The following is a 25,270-nucleotide window of genomic DNA, read 5'->3' on the forward strand; positions in this document are numbered from 1 at the left end:
GAGCCCTGGGACGCGGTTCCGGGGCCGCTCGAGGACCACTACCATCCGGTAGGTGACAGCGGGAAGCGAATCGGTGCTCGACCTGCTGCCGATGGTGTTCGCCGACCCCGGCGAGGCGCTGGCGCGGGCCCGTGCGCTGCTCGACTCCCGTCCCTCGTCGCTGCACGCGTCGGTGGCGCACCAGGTGATCGGTATCTGGCAGCGGGACTTCGGCGATCTGCGGCTTGCCCTGCGGCACCTGCGCCGGGCCCGGGACCTGGCGGCGCGGGCGGAGTCGGCCGAGCGGGAGGCCGACGTGCTGGCCACGCTCGGGGTGGCGCTGGTGCACGCGGGGCGCACCCGGCAGGGGCTCGCGGCGTTCGAGCGGGGTGTGGCGCGCGGGACCGGGCACACCCGGGCGCGGGTCAGGTACCGGCGGGCGTACGTGTGGTGGGTGCTGGGGCGGCACCGGGAGGCGCTGGAGGACGTGCGCCGCGCGGTGGGGGTGCTGCGCCAGGCCGACGACGTGATCTGGACGGCGCGGGCGCTGACGCTGCGGGCCACCGTGCACCTGGCGCTGGGCGCGGTGGAGCGGGCGGACGCCGACTTCACCGCGGCCGAGGCGCTGTGGGACACCACCGGCCAGGAACACGACAAGGCGGACGCCGTGGAGAGCCGCGGTCTGGCGGCGTTCCGCCGCGGTGACGTGCCGGCGGCGCTGCGGCTGCTCGACGAGGCCGAGGAGCGGTACGCCAAGCTGGGCACGCCGACGTTCATGCTGAACATCCGGCGCTGCGAGGTGCTGATGGCGGCCGGGCTGGCGCCGGAGGCGCTGGCCGAGGCGGACGCGGCGATCGCCGAACTCGACCGGCTGGGCGGGCAGTCGACCCGTAAGGCGGAGCTGCTGCTGGCGGCGGCGCGCGCGGCGCGGCTGGCCGACGACCCGCACACGGCGATCACCCGCGCGGCGGAGGCGGTCCGGTTGTTCGGCGGGCAGCGGCGTGCCTGGTGGGCGGCGCACGCCCGGCTGGTGCTGCTGGAGGCGCGGGCCGCCACCGGGCGCCGGTCCGGGCGGCTGGTCGCGGACGCGGCGGCGGTGGCCGGGCAGCTGGCGGCGTTCGGTTCGCCGGCCGCGCCCGAGGCGGCGCTGCTGGCGGGCCGGATCGCGCTCGCCCTGGGCCGCTCCGCGGAGGCCGAGCGGCATCTGGCGGTCGCCGCGCGCAGCCGGCGCGGCGGGCCGCCACTGGCCCGGATGACGGGCTGGGCCGCGCAGGCGCTGCGGGCGCGGGCGGCCGGCTCGGGCCGGGGTGTGCTGGAGGCGTGCCGGCGCGGTCTCGACGTGCTCGACGACCACAGGATGACGCTGGGCGCCTCCGAGCTGCGGGCCCGGGCGACCGCGCAGGGCGCCGAACTGGCCGCGCTGGCCCAGCAGGCGGCGCTGGCCTCCGGCAGCCCGCGGCGGCTGCTGGTGTGGAGCGAACGCTGGCGGGCCACCGTGCTGGCCGCTCCGCCCACCCGGCCGCCCGCCGATCCGGCGCTGCTCAGCGGTCTGACCGCGTTCCGTGAGATCGCGGCCCGTGCGCAGGAGGCCCGGCAGGACGGTCATCCGGTGACCGCCCTGGAGCGCGAGCAGCGGCGCCTGGAGCGCGAGATCCGTTCCCGCACCCTGCACCTGCGCGGCGAGGCACCGGGCGGCGGTGACCGCTTCGCGCCCGCCCGGCTGCTGGAGCGGCTCGGGGACGGGTACCTGGTCGAACTGGCCGTGCTGGACGGGCGGGTGCACGTGCTGCTGTGCGGGCAGGGGCGGGTACGGCGGTTCGAGGCGGGGCGGCTCGCGGACGCGGTGACGGAGGCCGAGCACGTGCAGGCGGGCCTGCGGCGGCTGGCGCACCCCGGCGCGGCGGCCCGGCTGCCGCTGGTGGAGGCGGCCGGCCGCCGCCTGGAGGAGCTGCTGCTCGGCCCGGCCGCCCGGCAGCTGGGTTCCGGTCCGGTCGTGGTGGTGCCGCCGGGTTCGCTGCACCGGGTGCCGTGGGCGCTGCTGCCGTCGCTGCGCGAGCGGGTGCTGAGCGTGTCCCCGTCGGCGGGCAGCTGGCTGCGGGCCCGCGAGACCGCGCCGCCGCCGGTCGGCCGCCCGGTGCTGGTGCGCGGCCCGGGGCTCGCGACCGGCGGCGCCGAGGTGGCGGAGCTGGCCGGCCGGTACGGGACGGCGACCGTGCTGGAGGAGGGCGCGGCGCACGTTTCGCGGGTGCTGCGGGAGCTGGACGGTGCCGCGCTCGCGCACATCGCCGCGCACGGCACCTTCCGCGCGGACAGCCCGCTGTTCTCGTCGCTGACGATGGCGGACGGTCCGCTCATCGTGCACGACTTCGAGCGCCTGGACCGCAGCCCTTACCGGATCATCCTGTCCTGCTGCGACACGGCCCGGTTCGCCTCGGTCGGCGCGGACGAACTGCTCGGTCTGGTCACCGCGCTGCTGCCGCTGGGCACGGCCGGGGTGGTGGCGTGCAGCGCGCCCGTCAACGACGAGGCGGTGGTGCCGCTGATGCTCGCGCTGCACAAGGGCATCGGTGCCGGGCTCTCCCTGGCCGAGGCGTTGCGCGACGCCCGGGCCGCCGTGCCCGGCGACGCGACGCACCAGGCGACCGGGTGGGCGTTCTCCGCGTTCGGCGCCGCCTGAACGGGACCGCCCGGCGGGACGGGCGGAGCGCCGGGCGGGGACGGCGGCGGACGGGCCGGTCCGGCCGGCGCCGCGGTTTCAGGGCCGGCCGGACCGCCGGGCGCGGTCCGCGTGGGCGGCCCAGTCGAGGATCGGGACGGCCGCGCCGGCCGCCTCCTGGCCCCGGCAGCGGGCGTGGTGGCGGCGGGCGGTCCCGGCCAGGTCGAGGTGGGTGCCGAAGGCCGGGTGCGCGGTGAGGCGCCGGGCGTGGTCCCACAGGGCGGGGTGGTCCGCGACGCGGTGCACGGCACGGGCGTCGAGGTGGTGGCGGTGCACGGTGTCGAGCTGGACGAGGGTGACCCACAGCGTCACGTCGGCGGCGGTGAGCCGGGGGCCCGCGACGTGGTCGTGGTCCCTCAGCCGGTGCTCCAGTTCGTCCAGGGCGCCGAACAGGACGTCGAGCGCCCCGGCGCGTTCCGCGGGATCGCCGTCCGCGCGCCCGGCGCGCTGGGCGGCCTCCTCGACACCCTGCGCGCACAACCGCTCGACGGCCTCGACGTCGTTCCACGGGCCGGCGTCGGCGTCCGCATCGGCGCCGCGGGGGTACAGGGCGGCGCGGCCGTCGCCGAAGTGACGGTCCAGGTCGCGCGTGATGTCGGGGGCGTGGGTGCTGACGATCCGGCCCGACCAGCCGTCGCTGAGGACCGGCGCGAGGGCCGGTCCCGGGTGGCGGTGGGCACTCGCGTCGTAGAGCGGGCGCAGGGCCGAGTGCCCGCCGTCCGGGCCGTCCGGCACGGCCGGCAGGAACGTCACCGGACAGCTGTCCCCGATACCGAGCAGGCTGTGCGTGACGGCGATGGCCAGTCCCTGCGGGCAGGCCGTGGACAGGTGGAGGCGGTAGCGGCCGGGCACGGCGTAGTGGCCGCTGCGCGCGTCCCGGCCGATGCGCCCCCGGAAGGCCGGTGCGGGGCGGGTGGCGGGACGGGCGGCCTGCGGTGTGACGGACATGGGTCTCCCCGGGTACGGGCACGCGCGGGCGCACGCGCCGCGGAAGCGGTGTGGAAGCGTGGAACCGGGCCCCGGCCCTGCGGACCTGGGGCGTCCGGCTCAGCGGAGGGCGCCGAGGGCGCTGAGCGGGGTGGGGGCGGCGAGCACGCCCGAGGCGGTGGCGCGTGCGCCGAGGGCGCTGCACACGCGCAGCAGGTCGATGTGGCGGCGCGAGGTGAGCAGGGGCGAGGCGAGCGGCGGCCCGCCGAGCGGGGAACGCGGGCTGCCCGGGAGCGCGCCGGGCGGGGAAGGCACGCCGCGCGGGGGCAGGCCACGCGGGGGCGCGCCGGGCGCGGGCGACGGCCGGGACGTACGGCTCGCACGGCCGGTCACCGGCTCAAGGCGCCTCATGATTCCCTACCCGTTCACTAGGATTCCTCTCTGGAGTGTCGGGCCGCCCGGAGCCGCAGTCAAGGGGGCGTCCACCGGGCGGCGGGTGCGCGCCGGTTCCGGGCTCTCCCCAGGGAAGCACCGCACCCGGACCGCCTTGGTCCGAGCGGCTGTTCCGGTCCCGGACCGCTCCGCAGGGCGGCGCGGGAGTCCGTCCCCCGCTCGGCTACTGTCGGCGCCACCCCCGTTCACTCCGCGATCCGGCCGGCCGAGCCGCGGCCGGTTCGTCCCACGGAAGACGCGAGACGCCCACGCATGCACACGCCATCATCGACACCGGAAGCGGAACGGGCCGGCGGGACGTCCGTCCGGATCGGCGCCCTCGTGCCGCTCACCCGGCCCGGCTGGACCGAGGCGGGCCGGCACCTGCTCGCCGGCCTCGAACTGGCCGTGCGGGACGTCAACGACGCGGGCGGGATCGCCGGAAGGCCCCTCGAACTGCTGGTCCGGGACACCGCCGCCGATCCCGGCAGGGCCGCGGAAGCCGTGGACGAGCTGGCCCGCCTGGGCGTGGCCGCCCTGGCGGGCGAGTACCACAGCGTCGTCGCCCGTGCCGCCGCCGCCAGGGCCGACGCCCTGCGCGTGCCGTTCCTGTGCTCGTCGGCCGTTCTCGACGCGCTCACCGAACAGCCCACGGACTGGGTCGCGCGGCTGCCCCCGGCGCAGTCCCACGGCTGGCGGATCTTCGCGGACTTCCTCCTCGGTGCGGGCCACAGCCGTATCGCCGTGGCGGCCGAGCCGAGCGTCTACTGGGCGTCCGGCACCCGCATCCTGCGGGACCGTCTCACCCCGCGCGGCGGCACGGTCGTCGAACTCGACGTGCGCGCGCTCACCCCGGCGGCGCTGTGCGACGGACTCGCCGGCAGCGGCGCGACGGCCCTGCTCCTCCTGGCCGGCCACCCGGAACCGGCGGTGCCCCTCGTCCGGGCCGTACGCCGTGACCCGCGCCTGGCCGGTGTCCTGATCGGGGCTCCGGCCGGGCAGCCGGAGTTCACGGGATGGGCGGCCTCGCTGGGTGAGGACGGCGCCGCGGTCCCGTTCCTGCGCTACCTGCCCGAGCGCTTCGGCCCCCTCGGCGCACGCGTCGGGACGGCGCTGCGCGAGCGGTTGGCCGCCGCCCCGTCGTTCGTCGCCTTCGAGGGCTACGACACGATCGCCGTCCTCGCCGACGTGCTGCGCTCCCACGGCCCGGACGACCGGGCGCGCACCGTCGCGGCCTGGCCGCACGTCGCGGTCGAGGGCACCCGCGGGCCGATCCGGTTCTCCCGCGCACCGGGCATCGGCGTGTGGCAGTGGCAGTGGGCGCCGGTCCAGGTCGTCGACCGGGACCCGGCGGAACCGGACCGCTTCCGGATCCTCCACACCGGCTGAGGCGTTGCCGGCGAGGAGCGAGCCCGGCAACGGCCGGGAGGCGGTTCCGGACACCTCCGGAACCGCCTCCCGGGCCCCGGGCGCGGCCCTCGCCGTGAGCCGGGGTCGCGCGGGCCGACCGGATCACCGTGCCGCCGGCCGCCCCGCGCCTTGCCCTCCCAGGCCGCTATCGCAGGACGGTGATCCGGTCGGCGGCCGGGGGCGCGATCGGGCTGGTCGCCGACGAGTTGGCCGTCAGGTAGTCGTTGAACGCCTTCAGGTCGTCCGCGCCGACGAGCGGGTTCCTGCCCTTGCCGAGTTCGGTGAAGCCGTCGCCGCCGCCCGCGAGGAAGGAGTTCATGGCCACCCGGTACGTGGCGGCCGGGTCGATCGGCGTCCCGTTCAGCCGGACGGAGCCGGTGACGACGCGGGCCGCGCCCGACCGGGTGAGGTCCAGGGTGTAGGTGAGTCCCCGCGAGACCTGAAGGATCTTCGGTGAGGCCTCGTTCGGGCCGCTGACCTGCTGCTGGAGCGCGGTGACCAGCTGAGCGCCCGTGAGGTCGACCAGGTTCACCGTGTTGCTGAACGGCTGGACCGTGAAGGCCTCCCCGTACGTCACGACGCCGTCGCCCTCGCTCCCGCTCGCCTTGTGGACGAGGTCGGAGCGGATGCCGCCGGGGTTCATCAGCGCCAACGCGGCCTCGGGGTCGAGCGACTTGGCGTGCGCGAGCTGGGCGTCCGCGATCAGGTCGCCGAGCGGGGATTCGGGAGTGGTCGCCCCCCGTCCGTCGATGTCGCCGGAGATGTAGCCGACGGGCCGGTCGGCCACCGGCGCGGCCAGCGCGTTCCAGCGCGAGATGAGTGCCGTCATGTCGGCGGCCTTCGGCTGGGTACGGCTCACCACGTGGTTCGCCGACTTCACGCCGGTACGGACGATGTCCTGCGTACGGCGGTCATAGGTCAGCGTCGTGTCGGTGTACAGCTTGCCGTACGAGGACGCCGAGGTGACCATGCGCGGCCGGCCCGACGGGTCGGGGATCGTGCACACGTACGCCTGGTGCGTGTGGCCGGTGACCAGGGCGTCGACCTTGGGCGTGATGTTCTTGGCGATGTCGACGATCGGCCCGGAGATGCCGTCGCCGGCGCCCGGGGAGTCGCAGTCGTAGTCGTACGAGGCGGAGGCGGGCCGGCCGCCCTCGTGGATGAGCGCGACGATCGACTTGACGCCCTGCCTGTCGAGGACGTCGGCGTACTTGTTGACGGTCTCGGCCTCGTCGTGGAACTTCAGGCCCTTGACGCCCTCGGCGGTGACGATGTCCGGCGTGCCCTCCAGTGTCACGCCGATGAAGCCGATCTTGACGCCGTTGTGCTTCCACACCCAGTAGGGCTTGAGGATCGGCTTGCCGGTCTTCTCGTCCGTCACATTGGCCGCGAGATACGGGTAGTCGGCGCCCTCGAAGGTCCGGCCGGGCTCGTAGCAGCCGTCCTTGGGGTGGCAGCCGCCGTTCTGCATGCGGGCGAGTTCCGTCGCGCCCTCGTCGAACTCGTGGTTGCCGACGCTCGTCACGTCCAGGTCGAGCTTGTTCATCGCCTCGACGGTCGGCTCGTCGTGGAACAGGCCCGACAGGAGGGGGCTCGCACCGATCAGGTCACCGGCCGCGGCCGTGACGCTGTACGGGTGGCCCTTGCGCGCCGTACGCAGCGAGGACGCCAGGTACTCGACGCCACCCGCGTCGGTCTTCCTCGTCGTGCCGTCCGGCCCGGTCTCGGTGACCTGCCCGGAGGAACCGGCGGGCGGCTCCAGGTTCCCGTGGAAGTCGTTGAACGACAGCAACTGGACATCGACCGTGGGCCCGCCGTGCCCGTGGCGGTGGGCTGCCGGGGCGCCGTCCGCGGGCGCGGCCGCCGCGCTCAGCGCACCGGCCGTGACCAGAGCCGCCACGGCTCCGAGTATCCGGTGGGCGCGGCGTCTTGGCCGGATCGGGTGGGTCATGGGCTCCCCTGTGTGAGTACGAGGCTGTTCAGGCTGTGCGGAGCCTATGTTCAACGCGCGTAGCGCAACAGGGGGTCACTGATCACGAACAGGTTGCACCGGGCTTCCCGCACAAGACACGCCACTCCCCGGGGGGGCCCGGGGAGTGGCGCCGTCCCGGCTCTCTGTTCCGCGGCCGGAGGGCTGGAGGGCCGACGGTCGGCGAGAGCGCTGGTGCGGGGCGCATTGAGACGGCGTACAGAGCGTCTTCAGAGCGGGCGGAAACAATGGCCGGACACGAACGCTGCTCGGCCGTCGGGAGAGTTATGTCCGCCGTACTTGTGCACCCGCAGGCGTCCGACACCCTGTCCGCCACCGGGTTGAGGGCGATGCTCCAGGAGCTGGAACCCGGGTCGGTGTCCCTGGTCGGCTCGGCGGCCGACGCGGACGTCGTCGTGTACGCCTCGCACGCGGTGACCGGCACCGAGCTGAGCCGGCTGCGGGAGCAGGCGGAGCGGTGCCGCGCGAAGCACGTCCTGGTGGTCGGGGAGATACCGGCCATCTGCCTGCACAACCTGGTCACCTGCCGCATCCACGGGGTACTGAGCCGGGCCGAGACCGACGGCGCGCTCATCGACCGCGCCGTGCACTGCGCGCACAACGGCGAGGGGATCTTCCCGCCGTCGCTCCAGGGGTCCCTGGTCGTTCAGCTCGGCCAGCTCCAGGAGAAGGTGCTGGAACCGGCGGGCCAGACCCTCATGGGGCTCAATCCGCGCGACATCGAAGTGCTGCGGCTGGTCTCGGAGGGGCTGTGTACGAGCGAGATCGCCGTCAAACTCGCCTACTCGGAGCGCACCGTGAAGAACTCGGTGCGCTCCGTCATTTCGCACCTGGGGGCCCGCAACCGCGCGCAGGCGGTGGCCCGGGCGCTCCGGGAGGGCCTGATCTGACCCCGTCCCGCGAGCCCGTCCGGGCCTTCCCGCCCGCGGGCCTCCCGGCCGGCCGTCCTGCCCGGTGGCCCTCCCCGCCCGGTGGGCCCCGGTCAGGAGCCGCACGGGCGGGCCCCGGCCGGAAGCCCTCAGCAGTCGCCCAGCAGGCGGCTGCACTCGGCGCCCCCGGGGGCGCCGAGTCCCTCGAAGACCTCCTGGGCGGACCGCCACGCCTCGCGGGCGCCCGCCCGGTCGTCGGTGGCCGCGCGCAGCCTGCCGATCCAGACCAGCGCCTGCGCGTGCCGGTAGCCGTCGCCCAGGCTCTGGTACAGGGCGTCGGCCCGGTGCAGGTACCGCTCGGCGTCCCGGACGCTGCCCCGGGTCAGGTACACCTGGCCGAGGTGCATCATGGCGTCCGCCTCGCCGCGCGGGTAGCCGGACTTGTGCCAGTGGCCCATCGCGCGTTGCAGCGCGTCCGTCGCACGGCCCGGGTTCCCGGCCGCCATCAGGGCGCGGCCCAGCGCGCTGAGGGCCCAGGCGGTGCCCCAGTGGTCGTCGGCCCGCTGGTAGGCGCGGCGGGCCGTCTCGTAGGCGTGCGCGGCCTGGGCGGGGCGTCCGGTCCGCAGGTACAGGTCGCCGAGCGGCACGAGCACGGTGCCCAGTTGCCAGTCCTCGCCCGTCCGCTGGAACTCCGCCGCCGCGCGGACCAGTTGTTTGCGCGCGCGGCGGTAGTGGCGCAGGTACAGGTGGGCGAGGCCGGAGGCGGCCCGGATCTGCGCCTGCCCCTCGCGGGACTGCGCCCGGCGCGCCGCCGAGGCGCCCACCCGGAGCGAACGCAGCCACAGGGACCAGTTCTTGTGCAGGTAGAACCAGGAGGTCAGGGCCACCGGGATGCGCCAGGCCAGGTCGTACTGGCCGCAGTTCAGCGCCAGTTCGCTGATGGCGACCAGGCTGTGCTGGTGGGCGGTGAGCCAGCGCACGGCGCCGCGCCGGTCGGTGGGGCCGCCGGTGGACCAGGGGGTGGGCTGGGCGGGCAGGAGGTCCCGCACCGGGCGCGGCGCGATCAGAGCGCTCGCCTCGCCGACCGCGTGCAGCGTCCAGCGCAGCAGGCGCAGGCGGGCCCCGGCGAGTTCCTCCTCGGTGAGCAGCGCCTCGGCCTCCTCGCGGGCGAACTCGCCCAGCAGGTCGTGGAACCGGTAACGGTCCGGGCCGGCCTCGGTGAGCAGGGTGTTCGCGGTCAGCTCGGCGAGGATCGCGGCCGACTCGCGGGCGGAACGGTTCAGCAGGGCGCCGGCCGCCCGGAGGTCGATGTGCGTGCCGGGGAACAGGCCCAGCAGGCGGAAGGCCTCCCGCGCCCGCGGCGACAGTTCCTCGACGGAGGCGCGGAAGACGGTGCGCAGGTCGACGCCGGTGTCCGGCAGGCCGGAGGAGAGCACGTCGAGCCGGTTGCCGCCGGCCCGCACCCGCTCCAGCAGTTCGCTCAGCGGCATCCCCGGGCTGCTGACCACGCGGTTGCCGATGACGGCGACCGCGAGCGGCAACCCGGCGCAGTACCGGACGAGTTCGTCCGCCGCGGCGGGTTCCGGGCGGGTGCGGCCGACGCCCGCGCAGGCGTCCAGGAGCTCGCGGGCCCCTTCGTGGCTCATCGGTCCGAGGAAGAGGGCGTGCGCGCCGTTGCGCACCACCAGGGTGTCGAGGCGGCGGCGGCTGGTGACGAGTGTGGCGCAGCCCGCCCCGGTCGGCAGCAGCGGCAGCACCTGCTCGGTGGAGTGTGCGTCGTCCAGCAGCACGAGGAGCCTGCGGTCCTTGGTCAGGGACCGGAACAGGGCGGATCGGGCGGTGCCGGTGAGCGGTATCCGGTCCGGGGCGACGCCGAGCGCCACGAGGAAGTCGTAGAGCGCCTCGCCCGCGCTGAGCGGCGGCGCGCCGGGGTGGAACCCCCGCAGTTCGACGTGGAGACAGCCGTCGGGGAACTCCTCGAGGGTCCGGTGCGCCCACTCCATCGCCAGCGTCGTCTTGCCCGTACCGGCGCTGCCCGTCACGAGACACAGCCGCGGCCCCTCCCCGGCCGCCGTCAACACCTCCCCGAGCCGCGCCAGTTCCCTCTCCCGCCCGACGAACCGCCCGGCTCGCGGCGGCAGCTGGCGCATGTCGGCCCCGTGGCCGGAGCCGGCCGCCGGTGCGTGCGCGGGGGCTTCGGGGGGCGAGGAGGCGACGGGGGCGACGGGGGCGGCGGACCGGTGAGGTGCGGCGCATTCACCGGATGCGGCCGGCGCCGACGCCGGTGCCGCCGGCACGCCGGGCGCCGCCGGGCCGGCCTGTCCGCCGAAGACCGCGGGCGCGGCAGGCGTGCCGGGCAGTCTTGCGCCGGCCGGCCCGGGCACCCGTAACGCGCTGCCCTCGCGCAGTTGCCGGTACAGCTCGCGCAGCCGGGCCCCGGGCCGCACCGCCAGCTCCGCGCGCAGACGGCGGTCGAGGCGTTCGTAGAGGCGCATGGCCTCGTCGCGCTGGCCGCCGCGTTCGAGCGCGGTCATCATCAGGGCGTGCGCGGACTCGCGCAGCGGGTGGTCGCGTATGACCTGCGTCAGCTCCTGGACAACGATGTCGGTGCGGTCCAGGCCCGTCATCAGCCGCGCGTAGTCCTCGACGGCCGACAGCCGCAGCGCGGTCAGCCGTTCCCGCTCCGCCTGCGCGAACGGCCCTGGCACACCCTGGAGCGGGGTTCCGCGCCACAGGTCGAGCGCCGCGCGGAACTGCCGGGCGGCGGCGTCGGGATCGCGGTCGCGGAGGGTCCTGGCCAGCGCGCACAGGTCGAGGAACCCGGTGCTGTCCAGGTGGGCGGGCGGCAGCCGCAGGCAGTAGCCCCCGGCGACCGTGGCCAGCACGCCGTCGGTGGCGCGCTGCTTGTGCCCGGGGTCCAACTGCTTGCGGAGGGCCGCGATGTACGTGTGCAGGTTGCCGCTCGCGTTGCCGGGCAGTTCCTCGCCCCACACCGCGTCCATCAGCTGTTCCTTGGAGACCACGCTGCCGCAGGGGCTGGCGAGGCGCACGAGCACCGCCTGCCGCAAGGGCGGCCCGGAGCTGTGCCGGACCCCGTCGACCTCGACGGTGAGGGAACCCAGGACGCCGATCCGCACCGCTGTCGCCGGCGCATGTGCCGTGGTGGCCGCGGTCCCGCTCGCGCCGGTCGCCGCCTGAGCATCCCTGAGCCGGTAGGCCACGCGCATCCCCCATCGTCGCGTACGAACGGACGGTGGCGCCGCAACCAGGCGTCCGCTCTTACCGTGAGCAGGCCCGCGCCGGTCACGCGCGGGCCTCACGCCCTGGCGATGCTGGTCGTGCACCTGCCAGGAAGAGGTGCTACCACTGTTAGCAGGAACTAGCCTACCAGGCCCGTCACTTGATCCCCCTGTTCCGCGCGATCCGGGTGATGCGCGCGCTCCGTGCGATCCGGCAGCCGCCTCCTTCCAGATGATCCGTCCGGTCCCGCCCACGTGATCCGCCGGGCCCCGCTCACGTGATCGGTTCCGTCCCCCTCACCGCCGACAGGATGTGCGGCCAGGCGGCCGCGCCGAGCGCCGCGTCGGACGCGGGGTCCCCGCCGAGCGCGTACAGCGGCTCCCCCGCCAGGGCCGGCTCGCCCGGCAGCAGCGGATGGTGGCCGGCCCGGGGGGCGCCGACCACCGTGGCCTCACGTCCGTGCGCGCGCAGCCTGCGCTGAAGCTCCCCGGCGTACGTCAGCGACGGCCACATCGCGTCCGCCCCGCCCGCCACCAGCACCACCCGCGCCGCCGTCCGCTCCACCGGGATCGCCGCGGCGGCCGCCCGCGCCGCGAACGTGCGCGCGCTGTGCTCGTACAGCGCCCGGAAGGCCGCGGGCCCCGGTCCGCCCGGTTGCGGCAGATACGCCGTGTCGTAGGGGGTGAACGCCAGCGGCGTACCGCCGTGACGCCAGGAGGAGCGGAAGGGGTACGCGCGGCCGTCCGTGCCGGGGCCGAGGTTCGCCCACACCACCGAGGTCGGCGAGAGCGCCACCACCGCCGCCACCCGCGGATCGTGCACCGCGAGCAGCAGCGCCGCCTCCGCGCCCTTCGACTCGCCCAGCACGCTCACCCGCCGCGCCCCGCGCCCGGTCAGCAGGTCCACGGCGGCCGTGAAGGTCTCCAGGCCGACCTCGCAGATGCCGGGCGGCTGGCCGGGGCCGCCGAACCAGCGGACGGACAGCGCCGCCAGCCCCTCGGCGGCCAGCAGCCGGCACCGCTCCCCGGCGATCTCGCCGCCCGAGCCGCCGAGCACCAGGACGGCCCTGTCACTGCCGCCCTCGGGCTCGACGAGCACGCCCTCCCACGGCTCGGTGAGGGCCAGGGTGGTGAGGTTTCCCGGTGCCGCTGCCCGGGCCCGTTCCGCCGCTCCCGCTCCTCCGGACATCAGGCGAGCTTCGGCATGACCTGCGAGGCGAACAGGCGGAGGCTGGGTTCCATCGTCGCCAGCGTCTGGCCGCCGAAGTCCACCTGCCACAGCATCGTGTCGGCGTGCAGCTGGGACGAGAGGTGCTGCGCCCGTTCCAGCACCTGCTCCGGGGAGCCGACGACCGCCGTGCCCACGCTGCGGAAGTCGTCGATGCGCATGGTGCGCAGCACCTGGCCCATCGCCTCGTACGTCGGGTAGTCCTTGGAGGTGGTGCCGCTCCAGTCCTCCGCTGACTCCGCCCACACCGTGAGGTATTCGCGCAGCAGCGGATCGGCCACGCGGTAGGCCTCCTCGTCGGTCTCGGCGACGAACAGCGGGACGCTGACGGCGACCCGCGGCCGGGCGTCAGGGCCGTGCGTCGAGCGGAAGGTCTCCAGGTAGACCTCGACCATCTCCCGGGTGCCCGCCAGGGCTTCCTTGTGCGGCGGCGGCGTCACGAGCAGTCCGAAGCCCTGCTCGCCGATCCAGGCGAAGCTCTGCCGTGAGCGTACCGCGGCCACCCACACCGGAGGGTGCGGGCGCTGCTCGGGGCGCGGCAGGCTGGTGGCGCGGCGGAAGGCGAAGTACGGGTTCTCCTCGTCCACCGACTCCTCGGTCCACAGCCTGCGTACGGCGGTGACCGTCGCCTGGAAGCGGGCCCGCGACTCGTCCATCGGGATGCCGAACGCCTCGAACTCGTAGGGCAGCCAGGCACGGGCGTAGCCGACGTCGAGGCGGCCCCCGCTGATGGCGTCGACCATGGCGGTCTGGGCGGCGATCTGGACCGGGTGGTGGAAGGACGCCTGGATCGCGCCGGTCATCAGCCGGATGGTGCTGGTGCGCGCGGCGACGGCGGACAGGAAGCCGAGCGGGTCGGGGCAGTAACCGCCGTAGTCGCGCAGGTAGTGCTCGGTCATCTTCACGTAGTGCAGGCCCTCGTCCTCGGCGATGCGCGAGAGCGTCAGCACGTCCCGGAAGTAGTCGCGCGCCGAGCGGACCGCGGGTCGGCAGTCGGGCAGCAACGAGATGCCGTGCTTCATGGTCAGCCTCCGATGGTAGTGACGCCGGCCGTTCGTCCGGTCGACGAGGGTTCCCGCCGCGAACGGGCCAGGAGCAGGAAGGTCCACCGCGCGCCCGCCAGCGGCAGGACGAGCGCGACGGCCTGGAACAGGGCCGTGTCGACCGCGGTGGTGAGGAGCGTCGCGGCGGGGGCGACGCGCGGGGAGCGCCGGGCCTGCGGTCCGCGGCAGCCCAGTGCCGCGAGCAGCAGGGCGCAGCCCCAGCCGGCCACCGGGCCCGCCCGGTCCAGGGCGGTGGCCACCGCGACCCCGAACACGGCGGCCTGCTCGGCCCAGGCCGCGAGCAGGCCGAGCGCGAGCGGTACGAGAGGCGGCCAGGTTCCGGCGCCCGGGAGCGCGGACGCGTGGCGCATCCAGGCGCTGCGTTGCAGGGCGGCCCACTGTGAGACGGGGGGCTGTGCGTCCGTGTCCCGCCGTACGGCGGCGAGTTCGCCGAGCGTGCCGCACAGCAGGGCGGCGCAGGCCAGTTCCCCGGCACCGACGAGCAGCCCGCCGGGCAGCAGCTGCCAGGCCCGGCCGCAGAGCCGGAACGGGTCGCCGGCGCCCCGCGGCGAGGTGAGCGCCCACCATGCGCCGGTCAGCGCGAGCGCGGCCAGCGGCGGAGCGAATCGCGCGGCCCACCGCGCGGCCGGCGAGCGTGTGTCCGCGCGGCCCGCCGTACCCGCGCGATCGGCCAGGCCCGCGCGGACGGCCGGGACCGCCCAGCAGGCGAGGACCAGCAGCGGCGGTACGGCGCCGGCGGTCACCGTGCGCCCTCCGTCCTCGCCCGCGACACGGCCCGGTGGTGCAGCCAGGCGCGCAGGTTGAACAGCACGTGGCCGAGTACCGGCGCAAGCACGGTGCCGGTCACGGCCACCGCCACGGTGGCCGCCAGCGACAGGGGGAGCTTCGCCAGCACCTGGTTCCAGCCGAAGAACAGGTGGGCCAGGCCGAAGGCCAGCACGCCCAGGGCCAGTGCCGCCAGGCGCAGCACCGGGGCGTGGGCGCGCAGCGCCACGTCGTACCAGACGCCGCGGAACACCGTCTCCTCCACCACGGCGGCGGACAGTGTCCACGCCGGACCGGCCGGCAGCCGCCGGTCCTTCGCGCTGGGCCGCCACGCCCCGTCGCGCTCCTGCCGGGACGGGGCGGCGACGGCCTCCCGCCCCGGCGCGGCGCCGGGCCCGCGCCCGGGTCCTTCGCGCCCCGTGGCGCGCGTCCGCGCCAGCGCCCGCAGCACCGCCCGGTCGCCGGCCGTCGCCACCAGCGCCACCGCGCCGCCCGCGGCGATCGCCGCGGCCACCCGCCACGGCTGCGGCAGGGACGGCGCCGCGCGCCACAGCACGGCGGGTCCCTGGACCAGCAGCCCGCCCGCCGTGACCGCCGCGCCGAGGGCGACGTAGACCGGGAGCATCGGCGTACCCCGGTCGTCGAGGTAGCGGTTGTGCACGGCCCCCGCCAGGTTCAGCGTCGCGAGTGCGCAGAGCGCGAGGCCGGTGAGCAGGTAGAGCCGCAGCTCAGGGGTAAGGGTGAGGGGCAGCACCGTGGAAGCCTCCGTAGGCGGCGAACCGGGGGTGGGCGGCCGGTGGTGCGGCCGGCAGCGGCAGCACCAGGGTGCCGGTCGAGAACACCCGCACCACGGTGAAGCCCAGCGCGCGGACGTCTGCGGTGGTCAGGTCGGCGAAGTACAGGTCCTTGCCGCCGGCGCGGTAGGCGTCGACGAGCGCGGCGATCTGCTCGCGCCGCGGCCGGGTGTCGTCAGCCGGCAGATCGCTCGCGGCGGCCTCCTCGCAGGCGGCGAAGCGGTCCTCGACCTCCTTGGCGCCTCCGGCCGCCGCGTAGCTGCCGACGTTGGCCTCCAGGTCGTAGAAGTCCTCCCGGGCCTCCTCCGCCGGGCCGGGTCCGGCAGGGCCGTGGTCGATGCGCTTCTCCACCGCGAGCCATCCGGCCAGCCACCGCACGCCCGCCGCCTCCAGCAGCGCCCGGTACATCGTGTCGGCCAGCCTGGTGCCGCTGCCGAGGCCGACCGCGATCTGCGGCACGAGGCCAGGGGGGCGCCGCAGCAGGCAGGCCACCGTGAAGCCGGGCAGGTCGGGGTTGGTCAGCAGGTGGAACTCCGGCGGGAGGTCACCGCGCGGGAAGGCCTCGCGCACCAGGTCGTCGATGATCCGGGTGCGCCGGTCGCCGCGTATGCGCACGCTGGGCCGGGTGCCGTGCCAGTGGCCGATGGCCGAGTCGATCTGCACGGCCTCCGAGAGCGCGGCGGCCAGCGCCGCGTCGGGGTCGGTGTGCGCGGCGGCGCCGGTGGTGACGGCGGGCGCCAGCCAGGGTTCGTCGTCGCGCGGCACGTAGCCGAGGAAGTACCACTGGGCGGGGATCAGCCCGCTGAACCGCCCCAGCAGCGAGGGGAGCCGCACCCAGCCCATCTCGGCGTCCGGGTCGAACCGGTCGAAGAGGAAGCCCTTCGCCCGGTGCTGTTCCGCGGTGAAGAGCGTCAACTGCTCCTCGGTCGGGACCCGTTCGCCGGCCGCGGTCAGCTCCCGGTGGCTGGCGTAGCGCACCGGGAAGCGGTCCTCCAGGGGCGCGACGTTGCAGGCGTAGCGTTCGAGGGATTCGGCGAGCACCCGGATCCGCGCCTCGAACGGCTCCGTGCCGAAGCCGCCGAGGTGGAAGCTGCCGGCCTTCGGCGCGGGCAGGTCCTGGAGCAGGTGTACGCCGGTGAGGTCGGCGCTCGCGATGATCATGCGCGGGTCGCTGCGGCTGCGGGTGAGGTGGTCGAGCACCGGGACGATGCCGCACAGCCCGCCGTGCACACGGCGGCGGAGCGCCTCGGCGCGCTGCATCTCGTCCTGCCGGACGTTCAGCGCGAGCGGCACGGACGACGGCTCAGACATCGAGCCACGCCCTCGGGTCGTAGTACAGCGGGGAGTCGTCGCGTTCGGCCACCGTGCCGCAGCCGACGCAGCCGGGCAGCGGCAGCACCTCGTTGTAGGCGATCTCCATCGTCGGAAGGTGCATGCCCAGCACCTTCTCCACGGTGAACGCGGTTCCGGTGTGCAGGTAGTTGACGGCTTCCAGGGCCAGGTGGGAGGCGAGCAGCGAGGTGACCGGCGCGGCCACCGGCGGGGTGCCCGGGCGGACGGCGCCGCGGGCCAGGGCCTCCTTGTAGCGCACGTAGGACGCCTTCTCGCGCAGGTTCATCACCACGCGGGTCTCGAAGCACTCGTAACAGGCGGAGCGGCCCGGCACCACGGTGGGGCCCGCGAAGACGTACGGTCCGTCGACGGCGCCGTGCAGCCAGGTGATGCCGAGCCGGGCGGCGAGCCGGTTGAACACCTGGAAGCGCTGCGGGTCGATCACGGTGGCGGTCAGCACCGCGTACGCGCCGCGCCAGGGTTCGAACTCGTCGGCGAGCGCGCGCAGTCGCAGCCCGTCGTGGACGACGGCCGGGTCGACGCCCGCGAGCCGGCGCACCAGCGGGTCGTCCGCGTCCGGGCGCACGACGGGCAGCCCGTGCCCGTCGCCGAGCGCGTCACGCACGGAAGCGGTCACTTCCGGATCGCCCAGGAGCAGCACCTGGGTGGCGTGCTCGGCCGGTGCGGTCCGGCCGAGCGCGGACACGTCGTCGAGGTAGGCGTCGAGCGCGCTGCGGGGCTCTTCCCGCAGCACTCCCAGTTCCGCGAGGTGGCCGGTCAGGGCCTCGACCTCGGCCGGGGTGACACCGTGGCGCACGGCGAGTTCCGCGGGGGACGCGGTGCCGTCCAGGCCGGTGACGAGGGCGAGCAGTTTCCCGCCGCCGCCCTCGTCCGTGACGGTGCGGGACTCCATGTTCCATATGCCCGTTCGGAACTCCACGATGTCCGGACTGTGCCCGATCACCGTGACCGATCGGCTTACTCGGGGATTCTTTCCCGTCACCGAGAAACCTCCAGTCCGTAAAGGTGAGTTGTTCGTTCGGTCGAATGTCGTGCGGACCGGATGACGGACCGGATACGAATCACAGGGGAAGGCCGACAAGAATGGTGTGGAGCAGGGTCTCCAGCACTCCGTCGATACCGAGGGCGGCGTTCGCCTCGTCGTCGTAATAGCCGGAGAAGTCGGTGGCGGCCAGGTGCGCTCCGGTCACCGCGAGGTGGATGTTCTGTGACAGCGCGCCGCACTCGTGGAAGACGAAGCGCATGCCGCGCGGCCCGTACTTGCGCATGGACCGCCAGGGGCGGGCGACCAGCAGGATCACCGCGGCGGCGTCCCGCGGGTGCGGGCCGCCCGGGGCGTCCTGCAGCGCGTCGAGCAGCGCGGACAGGCCCTCCGGTCCGGTGTGGGCGGCGAGCGCGTCGCGTTCCGGCAGGTAGCGGTGGACGCCGGGCGGCACGCCGTCCACCCGGGAGGCGGCCACCCACACCTGGACCGGGCGCAGTCCGCCGGCGCTGGGCACGGCGTGGAAGGCCCCGGCCAGGGGCACGCCGTCGGCGGTGCGGACCTCGGCGTCGGCCGTGCGGCCCGCGCCGTGCCGCAGCAGCGCCGCCAGCTGTCCGGCGGCGAGCGGTCCGGCGGCGAAGTCCCGTTCGCTGCGCCTGCGTTCGACCACCTCGGTCAGCGGCTCCGTGAGCGGCGCCGACGGCGGCAGGGCGGTCAGCGCCTCGGCCGGCACCTGCTCGGCGCCCTGGTGGGCCCAGCACATCGCGAGCGGGTCGGAGGAGTACGCCGAGATCGACAGCTGTGTCTGACGGTCCCACCGCCGCAGGCGGGAGGCGACCAGGAACTCCTCGGCGACGCGCGGCAGCCGGGGGTCGTCGGCGTTGTCGGCGCGGAAGGAGTGCGTACGCAGCCCCACGCCGCCGGCCTCGGGGGCGCGTGAGCGGCGCGCGGTGGCCAGCACGGCGGCGCGGGAGAGGGAGGGCGAGGCGGAAACCGGGTCGGTCACGGGCACTCTTTCCTCAGCACGGACGATCCTTCTTCGAGAAGACCTACGAGGTGCGCCGGGCCGTCTCGCGGACCTGCGCCCAGGCCGGCGGTACGGCAGCGGACGGACCCGGGCGGGGACCGGGGCACTCGGCCGCCGGCCCCCGCCCGGCGATCACGGGGCCGAGACTCAGCCGCGGCGGCGCACGACGGCGCCACAGCAGGAGGAGCAGGCACCCGGCACGACGACCTCGCGGTCGTCGCGCTTCTCGCTGGCGGTGGTGGTCGTGATCTTCATGGGGACCTCCTGTTGGTGAATGCCCGGTAAAGGCTTTCCAAGGAAAGGACCAAGGGCTTCCCATGTGGCCGGCGATGAAATGCACCGACCTGGTTCCAGCCCTTGCCATGCACGGCCGGGAAAGCCGTGAGGCGCTCCGGCCGCCGTCAGGCAACCACAGCCCGCGGCGGGCGAACAATGGGCCTTGGGTGCATCGGATTCTGCACCGATGAACAGTGTTAGCAGCGGTGGTCGGAAAGATTGAATAGCTGACGGTGCCGGCTTCCCCGCCCACCGGAAGGAGAAAGATGACGACCAGCGCGCGCAACTCGCACGCGGACGCCCCCGGAGCTTCCCCGGACGCTCCCGAAGCACCCTTCGGTCCCGAATGGGCGGCCGACCCGCACCCCGCGTACGCGCGGCTGCGCGCCGAGGGGCCGGTGCGGCGCGTCCGCGTCCGCGAGGGCCTCGAACCCTGGGTGGTCAGCCGGTACGCGGACGTCAAGGCGATGCTGGGCGACCCGCGTCTGAGCACCGACCCGGCCGTCGCCGCGGATTCCGTGCGCGAGGCCATCGGCCGCGGCCGGCCCGAGGAGAAGGTGTCGCTGCTCGGCCGCCACCTGCTGAGCACCGACCCGCCGGAGCACACCTCGATGCGGCGCCTGATGTCCCGGGCGATGACACCGCGGCGCACCGCCGCGCTGGAGGAGCCGGTGCGCCGTCGGGCCGGGGCGCTCCTCGACGCGGCCGCCGGCCGGGACCGCTTCGACCTGCTCGACGAGTACGCCGTGCCGCTCGCCGTCGACGTGGTGTGCCGGCTGCTCGGCGTGCCGGAGGAGATGACGGAGCCCTTCCTCACCTGCGCGCGGTCGTTCTCCCGCGCCGAACTCGACGAGGGCGACGCCTTCGCCGAGGCAGCCGACGCGCTGGGCGAGCACCTGGTGCCCTGGCTGCTCGGCGCCCGCGAGCGCGGCGGCGACAGCCTGGTGGGGCTGCTGGCGTCGGGCGAGGGCGAGGAGGAACTCGACCCGCACCGGCTCATCGACGTCGTCTACCACCTGTTCTTCTCCGGCTACGAGTCCAGCGCCTACTTCGTGTGCAACACCGCCCTGCTCCTGCTCACCCACCCCGAGCAGCGCCGGCAGGTGCGGGAGAAGCCGGAGCTGATGGAAGCGGTGGTCGAGGAGGCGCTGCGCCTGGAGGGCTCGGTGAAGGTGCCCACGTGGCGGTTCGCCAACCAGGACTTCGACCTGGCGGGCGCCCCGGTGCGGCGCGGGGACGCCGTGCTGGCGCTGCTCAACTCGGCGGGCCGCGACCCCGAGGTGGTGGACGACCCCGACAGCTTCCGGCTCGACCGTCCCTCCTGCCCGCACCTGGCGTTCAGCCACGGCATCCACCACTGCCTGGGCGCCGCCGTCGGCCGGCTGGAGAGCCGCGTGGCCCTGTCCGCCCTCTTCGGGCGCTTTGCCGGCATACGTCTCGCGGTACCGGCCGGGGAACTCTCCTGGCGGGACAACCTGATGATGCGCGGGGTGACCGCGCTGCCCGTCGTGCCGGGCCCGGACGGGGGGATCGCGCCGTGACCGCCGTCCCCGCCCTCCGCTCCACCTGGGTCAACCGGGGCCACGAGGCGTTCCCCGCGACCATGGCGGACCACGAGCACGCGGCGCTGGGCGAACTGCTCGCGCTGTACAACCCGATCGGCGGCCCCATCACCAAGGTCTTCACCGAACTCGGCGGCCCCGGACCGCTGCACAGCAACGTCGCCACCGCCTCGTTCAGCAGCATCGACCGGCTGCTGCGGCGGCTGACCGGCGTGCCCTCGCTCGACCCCGGCACCCAGGACAGCATCAGCGCGGGCGGCAAGGGCTACTCGCTCTTCGACATGTTCGCCTCCAGCGCGGGCGAGACCGTCGAGCGGGTGATCGGCTCACTGCGCGGCACCGGCGACACGGAGCAGCGCTTCGGCACGTACGACGAGCTGCGCAGGGCGGGCGTGCCGTGCATGGCCCCGGACCGCATACCGCTGTTCTCCGCCGCCCAGTACGCGCGCCCCGGTTTCCTCTACGAGCCGTTCACGCGCGCCACGCCCGTCAGCTGGAGCCGCGGCCACCGTCTGGTCTCCGGCGACGAGGTGTGGGTGCCGACCCAGCTGGTGGAGCTGGTCCACCTGATGGAGCCCGGCGAGGCGTCCATCGGCTACGCCTCCTCCGGCGGCCTCAGCAGCCACGTCACCCGGGAGGCCGCGATCTACCACGGGGTGCGCGAGCTGGTCGAGCGCGACGCGACCAACCTGCGCTGGTACCTGCGGGTGCCGCCGGACCGGGTCACCGTCACCACCGCCCCGCGCAGCCACCGCCTGCGCACGCTGCTCGCGGAACTGGCGACGCACAACGAGCCGGTGGAGCTGCTCCACCACTCCCTGGACATCCCGGAGATCCCCGTCTTCACCGCGCTGCGCGTGGAGCCCTGGCGGCACCGGTTCGCGTTCTGCGCCGGCGCCGGTGCCGACCTCGACGCGGAGACGGCGCTCGCGGAGGCCATCGGGGAGTTCGGGCAGTCCGAACGCATTCTGCGCTCCTCGTTCCTCGCCCCCGACCGCCCCGTCTCGCAGCTGTTCGCCCGCCAGTTCGGCATGGCCCCCGACGCGCCGCTCACGGACATGCTCACCTACGTGCAGGCCATGGGCTACTACGGCAACCGCGAGCTGCGCGGGCTGCTGGCCGCACACCGCCACGGCGGCGAGGAGGTCGCCCTCGCGGACCTCGGCGCGGCGCCGCAGCACCACGGGGACGGTCCCGCCGACGCCGCCCGGCTCGCCGCGCTGTGCACCGTGCTCGAACGCCACGGCATCGACCCGGTCGTCCTCGACCGCACCCCCGAGGGGCTGTCCCACCTGCGGCTGATGCGGGTGTTCGCGCCCGAGCTGACCCAGCCGTTCCTCCAGTCCCGCCCGATGCTCGGCCATCCCCGCTTCGGGCGGGTGCGCGACCTGCTGGGGGACCGCTCGCCGCTGACCGGCGAGCCGCAGGCGTCCCCGCCCCTGCCCTACCCCTGACCCGCGCCGCCCGCGCCGGCGCGCGCGACGGCCCCACGAGCTCCGGCCGGGACCCTCCGGCCGGGGGCGCGTTTCCACGCGCTGTTTCCTGTCCGACCGTCAGACCGACACGAGGGAGCCAGGTACGTATGAACCTGTCCACCGCTCAAGTGCCCACGGAGAAGTGGAGCACCAACCCCGAGAGCCAGGCCCTGCTGGCCGCGTCCTGCTGCTGCTCTTCCGTCCTGTGCTGCTGCTGCTGCGGCGTGGCGACCGGCATGAGCGCGGTCCGCACCACCGAGGCGGAGCTCGTCCCGGCCGGCCGGTGAGACCACCGTGCGGGCCCCCTCCCCGGGGCCCGCACGACCACGCCGGGCACGGCATCCCGCACGCCCCGTCCGGCCCCCGGTCCCAGCCGCCCACCCCGCAGAAGGCACCCATGACCTCCTACACGCTCAATCCCCACCTGCGTTTCCTGCGGCGCACCGACGACGAGGTGCTGATCAGCCGCGGCAGCCGCTCGATCCACTCGGAGCTGCTGCGCGACGACGCGGGCGGCGGCGTCCTCGCCGACCTCCTCGAACGGCTGCGCACCCCGGCCGACGCACAGGCGCTCACCGAATGGGCCCGCGAGCACGCGCCCGGTGCGCGGCTCGACATCCCCGCCGTCCTCGCCCACCTCGCCGGCAAGGGCATCGTGGTCCCGGCCGGCGCCGACCCCGCCCACACCCATCTCCGTACGGTGTTCCCGGCCCCCACGGGTACGCCGGAGCCGTCCGTTGCGGTCACGGTCGTGGGGGACGGCGCGCTCGCCGCCACCCTCGTGCGGCAGCTGTCCGCCTCCGGTCTCACGGCGGCCGGTGCCACGGTCCGCGAGGCACCGCTCCCGGCACCGGACGAGGTGCCCGAGGAGCTGTTCGCCGGCGCGGGCTTCGTCGTCGTGGCCCTCGACCGGCCCGACTCGACCCTGCTGCACGCCCTCAACGACACGGCGCTGCGCGGCAAGACACCCTGGATGCCGGTGTACTTCGACGGCGGCGAGGGCGTCGTCGGCCCGACCCACGTGCCCGGCGAGAGCGCCTGCCACCTGGAGTTCGAGCTGCTGACCGACTCCTCCGTCGGCTTCAACGGCCACGTCCTGGAGCTGCGGCACGGCGCCGACGCGTACGGCCCGACCGCCGCCGCCCCGCCGCACCAGCTGGAGATCGTCTCCGGCCTCGCCGTCGAGGCGCTCCTGGCACACCTGGCGGGCGGCGAACGGATCACCGCCGCGCGCGCCGTGCGGTTCGACTTCGAGCGCATGGAGATCGACTACCAGGACGTGATGCGGCTGCCGCGCTGCCCGGCCTGCGGCCCGCAACGCGCCCCCTACCGCAACCCGTTCCTGTGACAGGAGCCACCATGGAGACCGCGTTCCCCCCGGCCGGCCGGGGCGGCGTACCGCTGGACGAGACGCCGGTGCCGGACCCGGCCAAGACGCTGGTGCTGCGGCCCTCACCGTCCGCCGCACACCAGCAACGGCTCACCGCCCGCACCCCCGACCCGGCGGAGTTCTTCCACGTCAACTCCGCCCTGTCCCCCACCGGCGCGCACAACACGCCGCTGGACGAGGACCGTCTCCACGAGGTCATGACGTGGTTCCACGGCAGCGCCTTCGCCCCGCACGAGGACGAATGGGACCCGCACGAGGCGCAGGCGGGCGGCGCCGTGCTGCCCGCGGCCGCCGTGCGCGCGGCCTGGAACGTGGAGCTGCCCGGCTCGCTCGGCGAGGACGGCGACGAACTGCTCTACGGGACCGATCTGATGCTCCTGCTGCACGGCAGGCTCTACCGCTGGTTCCCCGGCCGCGACTGGCTGTTCACCGACTCCCGGCACCCCGAGGAGAGTGTCGCCGCGATCCGGGACTGCCTCCTGCCGTCGCACGCCTCCCGGGGTCCTGGGGCCGAGGCCCTGCTGTTCGTGGTGGGCGTCGCCCCGCGCCTGACCGCTCTGCAGGGGCCGCGCGGTTACCGCAGGATGCTGGTCACCGCGGGCCGTCTCACCGACCGGCTGACGCGCGCGGTCGCCGAAGCGGTCGGCGCGGCCCCGCCCGTGCTCCTGGACTTCTACGACGACCGGCTGCACCGGCTGCTCGGCCTCGACGGGGTGGAGCGAGCGGTGCAGGCCGTCGTGCCGCTGCCGTGGCCGGACCGGGCGGAACAGCACTCGCCCCGTGCCGCCGGCGCACCCGGAGCGCCCGGACTACCGGGAACATCCGACGCCCCCGACACCCATGACGCACCCGACGCAGGAAGCAGCCGATGACGACCGCCGACGAGCTCGACACCCTGCTGGCCGGCCTGTCCCGACGGGACCGCGACGCGGTCGCCGCGCTGCTGCGCCCCGCGCTGCGGGAGCGCGAGCGCACCGGCGACCGCGCGGCCCTCGACGTCGTGTCCATGGCCCACCGGGCGCTGAACGCCCCGGAGACCATGGCCGACAAGGTGAGCGCACGCGCCGCGCCGGCCCCGCAGGTGCTGCCGGTGCGCGCCGGACGGGCCGAGGTGGCCTTTCCCGGCGAACTGCCCAAGCTGACCCACCTGTTGCAGGACGTGCTGGCGGCCCGCGCCTCGCGCCGGGACTTCGCGGGCCGGCCGCTCGCCCTGGAGGACGTCGCCGGCCTGCTCGCCCACTCCTACGGCGTCCGCGGCACCACCGCGGCGTACAACAGCCCCTCGTTCCCCACCCGTTACGCCCCCAGCGCGGGCGGCGTCCAGTCCACCGACATCTACGTGATCGTCAACGACGTCACGGGCGTCGCGCCGGGCGCGTACCTGTACGCCCCGCAGGACGGCGGCGCGCTGCGCCTGCTCAACCGGGGCGACATGCGCCGTCTCGTCGTCGAGGCGTGCCCGGACACCGAGTGGATGTACAGCGCGGGCGCGGTGCTCGTCCTGGCCGGTTCGCTCTCCCGCGGCCGGTGGAAGTACGGCGACCGCTCCTACTGCTTCGCCCACCTCGACGCCGGGTTCGTCGGCGAGAACCTCTATCTGTGCGCCGCCTCGCTCGGCCTGCGCATCTGCGCGGTGGCGGGCTTCGACGCGGACCGTGTCGGCGGCGTCCTCGGCCTCGACGGCAAACAGGACATCCCGCTGCTGCTCATGCCGGTCGGCACACGCGCCTGACCGGGCCCCTCCGCGGCCCCCGCCCGGCCCCCGATCCGCCCCCGCGGCCCTGCACTCCCC

Annotated in this window: 20 protein-coding genes; 9 read left to right on the forward strand and 11 right to left on the reverse strand. The window is 75.2% G+C overall.

Going from position 1 to position 25,270, the window contains the following annotated elements:
* Window positions 1–91: 91 nt before the first annotated feature.
* Entirely contained in the window at window positions 92–2,656 is a 2,565-nt protein-coding gene (locus AC6I72_RS03955) for a CHAT domain-containing protein (protein ID WP_498004582.1), read from the forward strand.
* A 78-nt stretch (window positions 2,657–2,734) separates the two neighbouring features.
* Here the strand turns inward: AC6I72_RS03955 and AC6I72_RS03960 are convergent, their stop codons facing one another.
* Window positions 2,735–3,643, reverse strand: a complete 909-nt coding sequence (locus tag AC6I72_RS03960; protein ID WP_497999475.1) for a glutathione S-transferase C-terminal domain-containing protein — start codon at window positions 3,641–3,643, stop codon at window positions 2,735–2,737.
* Window positions 3,644–3,742: 99 nt separating this feature from the next.
* Window positions 3,743–4,033: a hypothetical protein gene (locus tag AC6I72_RS03965; RefSeq protein WP_497999476.1), complete on the reverse strand. Its 291-nt coding sequence runs from the start codon at window positions 4,031–4,033 to the stop codon at window positions 3,743–3,745.
* Between the two features lie 294 nt (window positions 4,034–4,327).
* Here AC6I72_RS03965 and AC6I72_RS03970 point away from each other — a divergent pair, with 294 nt between their 5' ends.
* Window positions 4,328–5,443: an ABC transporter substrate-binding protein gene (locus AC6I72_RS03970; protein ID WP_497999477.1), complete on the forward strand. Its 1,116-nt coding sequence runs from the start codon at window positions 4,328–4,330 to the stop codon at window positions 5,441–5,443.
* 166 nt (window positions 5,444–5,609) lie between these two features.
* On the opposite strand, the gene AC6I72_RS03975 is transcribed toward AC6I72_RS03970, so the two are convergent.
* Entirely contained in the window at window positions 5,610–7,415 is a 1,806-nt protein-coding gene (locus AC6I72_RS03975; protein WP_497999478.1) for a bifunctional metallophosphatase/5'-nucleotidase, read from the reverse strand.
* Window positions 7,416–7,720: 305 nt separating this feature from the next.
* On the opposite strand from AC6I72_RS03975, the gene AC6I72_RS03980 reads away from it, so the two are divergent.
* The gene (locus tag AC6I72_RS03980; protein ID WP_497999479.1) at window positions 7,721–8,344 is read left to right on the forward strand and encodes a helix-turn-helix transcriptional regulator; all 624 of its coding nucleotides are present in this window, start codon (window positions 7,721–7,723) and stop codon (window positions 8,342–8,344) included.
* A 128-nt stretch (window positions 8,345–8,472) separates the two neighbouring features.
* On the opposite strand, the gene AC6I72_RS03985 is transcribed toward AC6I72_RS03980, so the two are convergent.
* The 8 genes from AC6I72_RS03985 to AC6I72_RS04020 all read right to left on the reverse strand — a co-directional run bounded on the left by AC6I72_RS03985 (window position 8,473) and on the right by AC6I72_RS04020 (window position 18,754).
* Window positions 8,473–11,550, reverse strand: coding sequence for an AfsR/SARP family transcriptional regulator (locus tag AC6I72_RS03985; RefSeq protein WP_497999480.1), 3,078 nt, complete (start codon window positions 11,548–11,550; stop codon window positions 8,473–8,475).
* Window positions 11,551–11,836: 286 nt separating this feature from the next.
* The gene (locus AC6I72_RS03990; protein ID WP_497999481.1) at window positions 11,837–12,751 is read right to left on the reverse strand and encodes an acyl-CoA thioester hydrolase/BAAT C-terminal domain-containing protein; all 915 of its coding nucleotides are present in this window, start codon (window positions 12,749–12,751) and stop codon (window positions 11,837–11,839) included.
* Window positions 12,751–13,812, reverse strand: a complete 1,062-nt coding sequence (locus tag AC6I72_RS03995) for an LLM class flavin-dependent oxidoreductase (RefSeq protein ID WP_497999482.1) — start codon at window positions 13,810–13,812, stop codon at window positions 12,751–12,753. The genes AC6I72_RS03990 and AC6I72_RS03995 overlap by 1 nt, the downstream gene beginning before the upstream one ends.
* A 2-nt stretch (window positions 13,813–13,814) precedes the next feature.
* The gene (locus tag AC6I72_RS04000; RefSeq protein WP_497999483.1) at window positions 13,815–14,597 is read right to left on the reverse strand and encodes a hypothetical protein; all 783 of its coding nucleotides are present in this window, start codon (window positions 14,595–14,597) and stop codon (window positions 13,815–13,817) included.
* On the reverse strand, window positions 14,594–15,373 hold the full coding sequence (locus AC6I72_RS04005; protein ID WP_497999484.1) for a CPBP family intramembrane glutamic endopeptidase: 780 nt from the start codon (window positions 15,371–15,373) through the stop codon (window positions 14,594–14,596). Before AC6I72_RS04005 ends, AC6I72_RS04000 begins: the two co-directional genes overlap by 4 nt.
* Window positions 15,348–16,724 carry a YcaO-like family protein gene (locus tag AC6I72_RS04010; protein ID WP_497999485.1) on the reverse strand — a complete coding sequence of 459 codons (1,377 nt, stop codon included), beginning with the start codon at window positions 16,722–16,724 and terminating at the stop codon, window positions 15,348–15,350. Before AC6I72_RS04010 ends, AC6I72_RS04005 begins: the two co-directional genes overlap by 26 nt.
* Window positions 16,717–17,685 carry a TOMM precursor leader peptide-binding protein gene (locus AC6I72_RS04015; RefSeq protein ID WP_497999486.1) on the reverse strand — a complete coding sequence of 323 codons (969 nt, stop codon included), beginning with the start codon at window positions 17,683–17,685 and terminating at the stop codon, window positions 16,717–16,719. Before AC6I72_RS04015 ends, AC6I72_RS04010 begins: the two co-directional genes overlap by 8 nt.
* A 142-nt stretch (window positions 17,686–17,827) precedes the next feature.
* Window positions 17,828–18,754 (reverse strand): SagB/ThcOx family dehydrogenase, encoded by a 927-nt coding sequence (locus AC6I72_RS04020; protein ID WP_497999487.1) that lies wholly within the window; start codon window positions 18,752–18,754, stop codon window positions 17,828–17,830.
* A gap of 563 nt (window positions 18,755–19,317) precedes the next feature.
* Here AC6I72_RS04020 and AC6I72_RS04025 point away from each other — a divergent pair.
* From AC6I72_RS04025 to AC6I72_RS04050, 6 genes are all read left to right on the forward strand, one after another.
* Window positions 19,318–20,592, forward strand: coding sequence for a cytochrome P450 (locus AC6I72_RS04025; RefSeq protein WP_497999488.1), 1,275 nt, complete (start codon window positions 19,318–19,320; stop codon window positions 20,590–20,592).
* On the forward strand, window positions 20,589–22,067 hold the full coding sequence (locus tag AC6I72_RS04030) for a YcaO-like family protein (RefSeq protein WP_497999489.1): 1,479 nt from the start codon (window positions 20,589–20,591) through the stop codon (window positions 22,065–22,067). The genes AC6I72_RS04025 and AC6I72_RS04030 overlap by 4 nt, the downstream gene beginning before the upstream one ends.
* A gap of 128 nt (window positions 22,068–22,195) precedes the next feature.
* Window positions 22,196–22,375, forward strand: a complete 180-nt coding sequence (locus AC6I72_RS04035) for a hypothetical protein (RefSeq protein WP_158771689.1) — start codon at window positions 22,196–22,198, stop codon at window positions 22,373–22,375.
* 110 nt (window positions 22,376–22,485) lie between these two features.
* On the forward strand, window positions 22,486–23,436 hold the full coding sequence (locus tag AC6I72_RS04040) for a TOMM precursor leader peptide-binding protein (RefSeq protein WP_497999490.1): 951 nt from the start codon (window positions 22,486–22,488) through the stop codon (window positions 23,434–23,436).
* An 11-nt stretch (window positions 23,437–23,447) separates the two neighbouring features.
* On the forward strand, window positions 23,448–24,350 hold the full coding sequence (locus AC6I72_RS04045; RefSeq protein ID WP_497999491.1) for a nitroreductase family protein: 903 nt from the start codon (window positions 23,448–23,450) through the stop codon (window positions 24,348–24,350).
* Window positions 24,347–25,210, forward strand: a complete 864-nt coding sequence (locus tag AC6I72_RS04050; RefSeq protein WP_497999492.1) for a SagB family peptide dehydrogenase — start codon at window positions 24,347–24,349, stop codon at window positions 25,208–25,210. The genes AC6I72_RS04045 and AC6I72_RS04050 overlap by 4 nt, the downstream gene beginning before the upstream one ends.
* Window positions 25,211–25,270: the final 60 nt, after the last annotated feature.

The organism is Streptomyces sp. Xyl84 (assembly GCF_059731885.1).

What these genes read in the sequence shown, in the direction of transcription:
- AC6I72_RS03980 (WP_497999479.1), top strand. Translation starts at nt 7,721, where the DNA reads ATGTCCGCCGTACTTGTGCACCCGCAGGCGTCCGACACCCTGTCCGCC.
- AC6I72_RS03970 (WP_497999477.1), top strand. Translation starts at nt 4,328, where the DNA reads ATGCACACGCCATCATCGACACCGGAAGCGGAACGGGCCGGCGGGACG.
- AC6I72_RS03955 (WP_498004582.1), top strand. Translation starts at nt 92, where the DNA reads ATGGTGTTCGCCGACCCCGGCGAGGCGCTGGCGCGGGCCCGTGCGCTG.
- AC6I72_RS04010 (WP_497999485.1), bottom strand. Translation starts at nt 16,724, where the DNA reads ATGTCTGAGCCGTCGTCCGTGCCGCTCGCGCTGAACGTCCGGCAGGAC.
- AC6I72_RS03995 (WP_497999482.1), bottom strand. Translation starts at nt 13,812, where the DNA reads ATGAAGCACGGCATCTCGTTGCTGCCCGACTGCCGACCCGCGGTCCGC.
- AC6I72_RS04045 (WP_497999491.1), top strand. Translation starts at nt 23,448, where the DNA reads ATGGAGACCGCGTTCCCCCCGGCCGGCCGGGGCGGCGTACCGCTGGAC.
- AC6I72_RS04050 (WP_497999492.1), top strand. Translation starts at nt 24,347, where the DNA reads ATGACGACCGCCGACGAGCTCGACACCCTGCTGGCCGGCCTGTCCCGA.
- AC6I72_RS03965 (WP_497999476.1), bottom strand. Translation starts at nt 4,033, where the DNA reads ATGAGGCGCCTTGAGCCGGTGACCGGCCGTGCGAGCCGTACGTCCCGG.
- AC6I72_RS03960 (WP_497999475.1), bottom strand. Translation starts at nt 3,643, where the DNA reads ATGTCCGTCACACCGCAGGCCGCCCGTCCCGCCACCCGCCCCGCACCG.
- AC6I72_RS04040 (WP_497999490.1), top strand. Translation starts at nt 22,486, where the DNA reads ATGACCTCCTACACGCTCAATCCCCACCTGCGTTTCCTGCGGCGCACC.
- AC6I72_RS03990 (WP_497999481.1), bottom strand. Translation starts at nt 12,751, where the DNA reads ATGTCCGGAGGAGCGGGAGCGGCGGAACGGGCCCGGGCAGCGGCACCG.
- AC6I72_RS04025 (WP_497999488.1), top strand. Translation starts at nt 19,318, where the DNA reads ATGACGACCAGCGCGCGCAACTCGCACGCGGACGCCCCCGGAGCTTCC.
- AC6I72_RS03985 (WP_497999480.1), bottom strand. Translation starts at nt 11,550, where the DNA reads ATGCGCGTGGCCTACCGGCTCAGGGATGCTCAGGCGGCGACCGGCGCG.
- AC6I72_RS04035 (WP_158771689.1), top strand. Translation starts at nt 22,196, where the DNA reads ATGAACCTGTCCACCGCTCAAGTGCCCACGGAGAAGTGGAGCACCAAC.
- AC6I72_RS03975 (WP_497999478.1), bottom strand. Translation starts at nt 7,415, where the DNA reads ATGACCCACCCGATCCGGCCAAGACGCCGCGCCCACCGGATACTCGGA.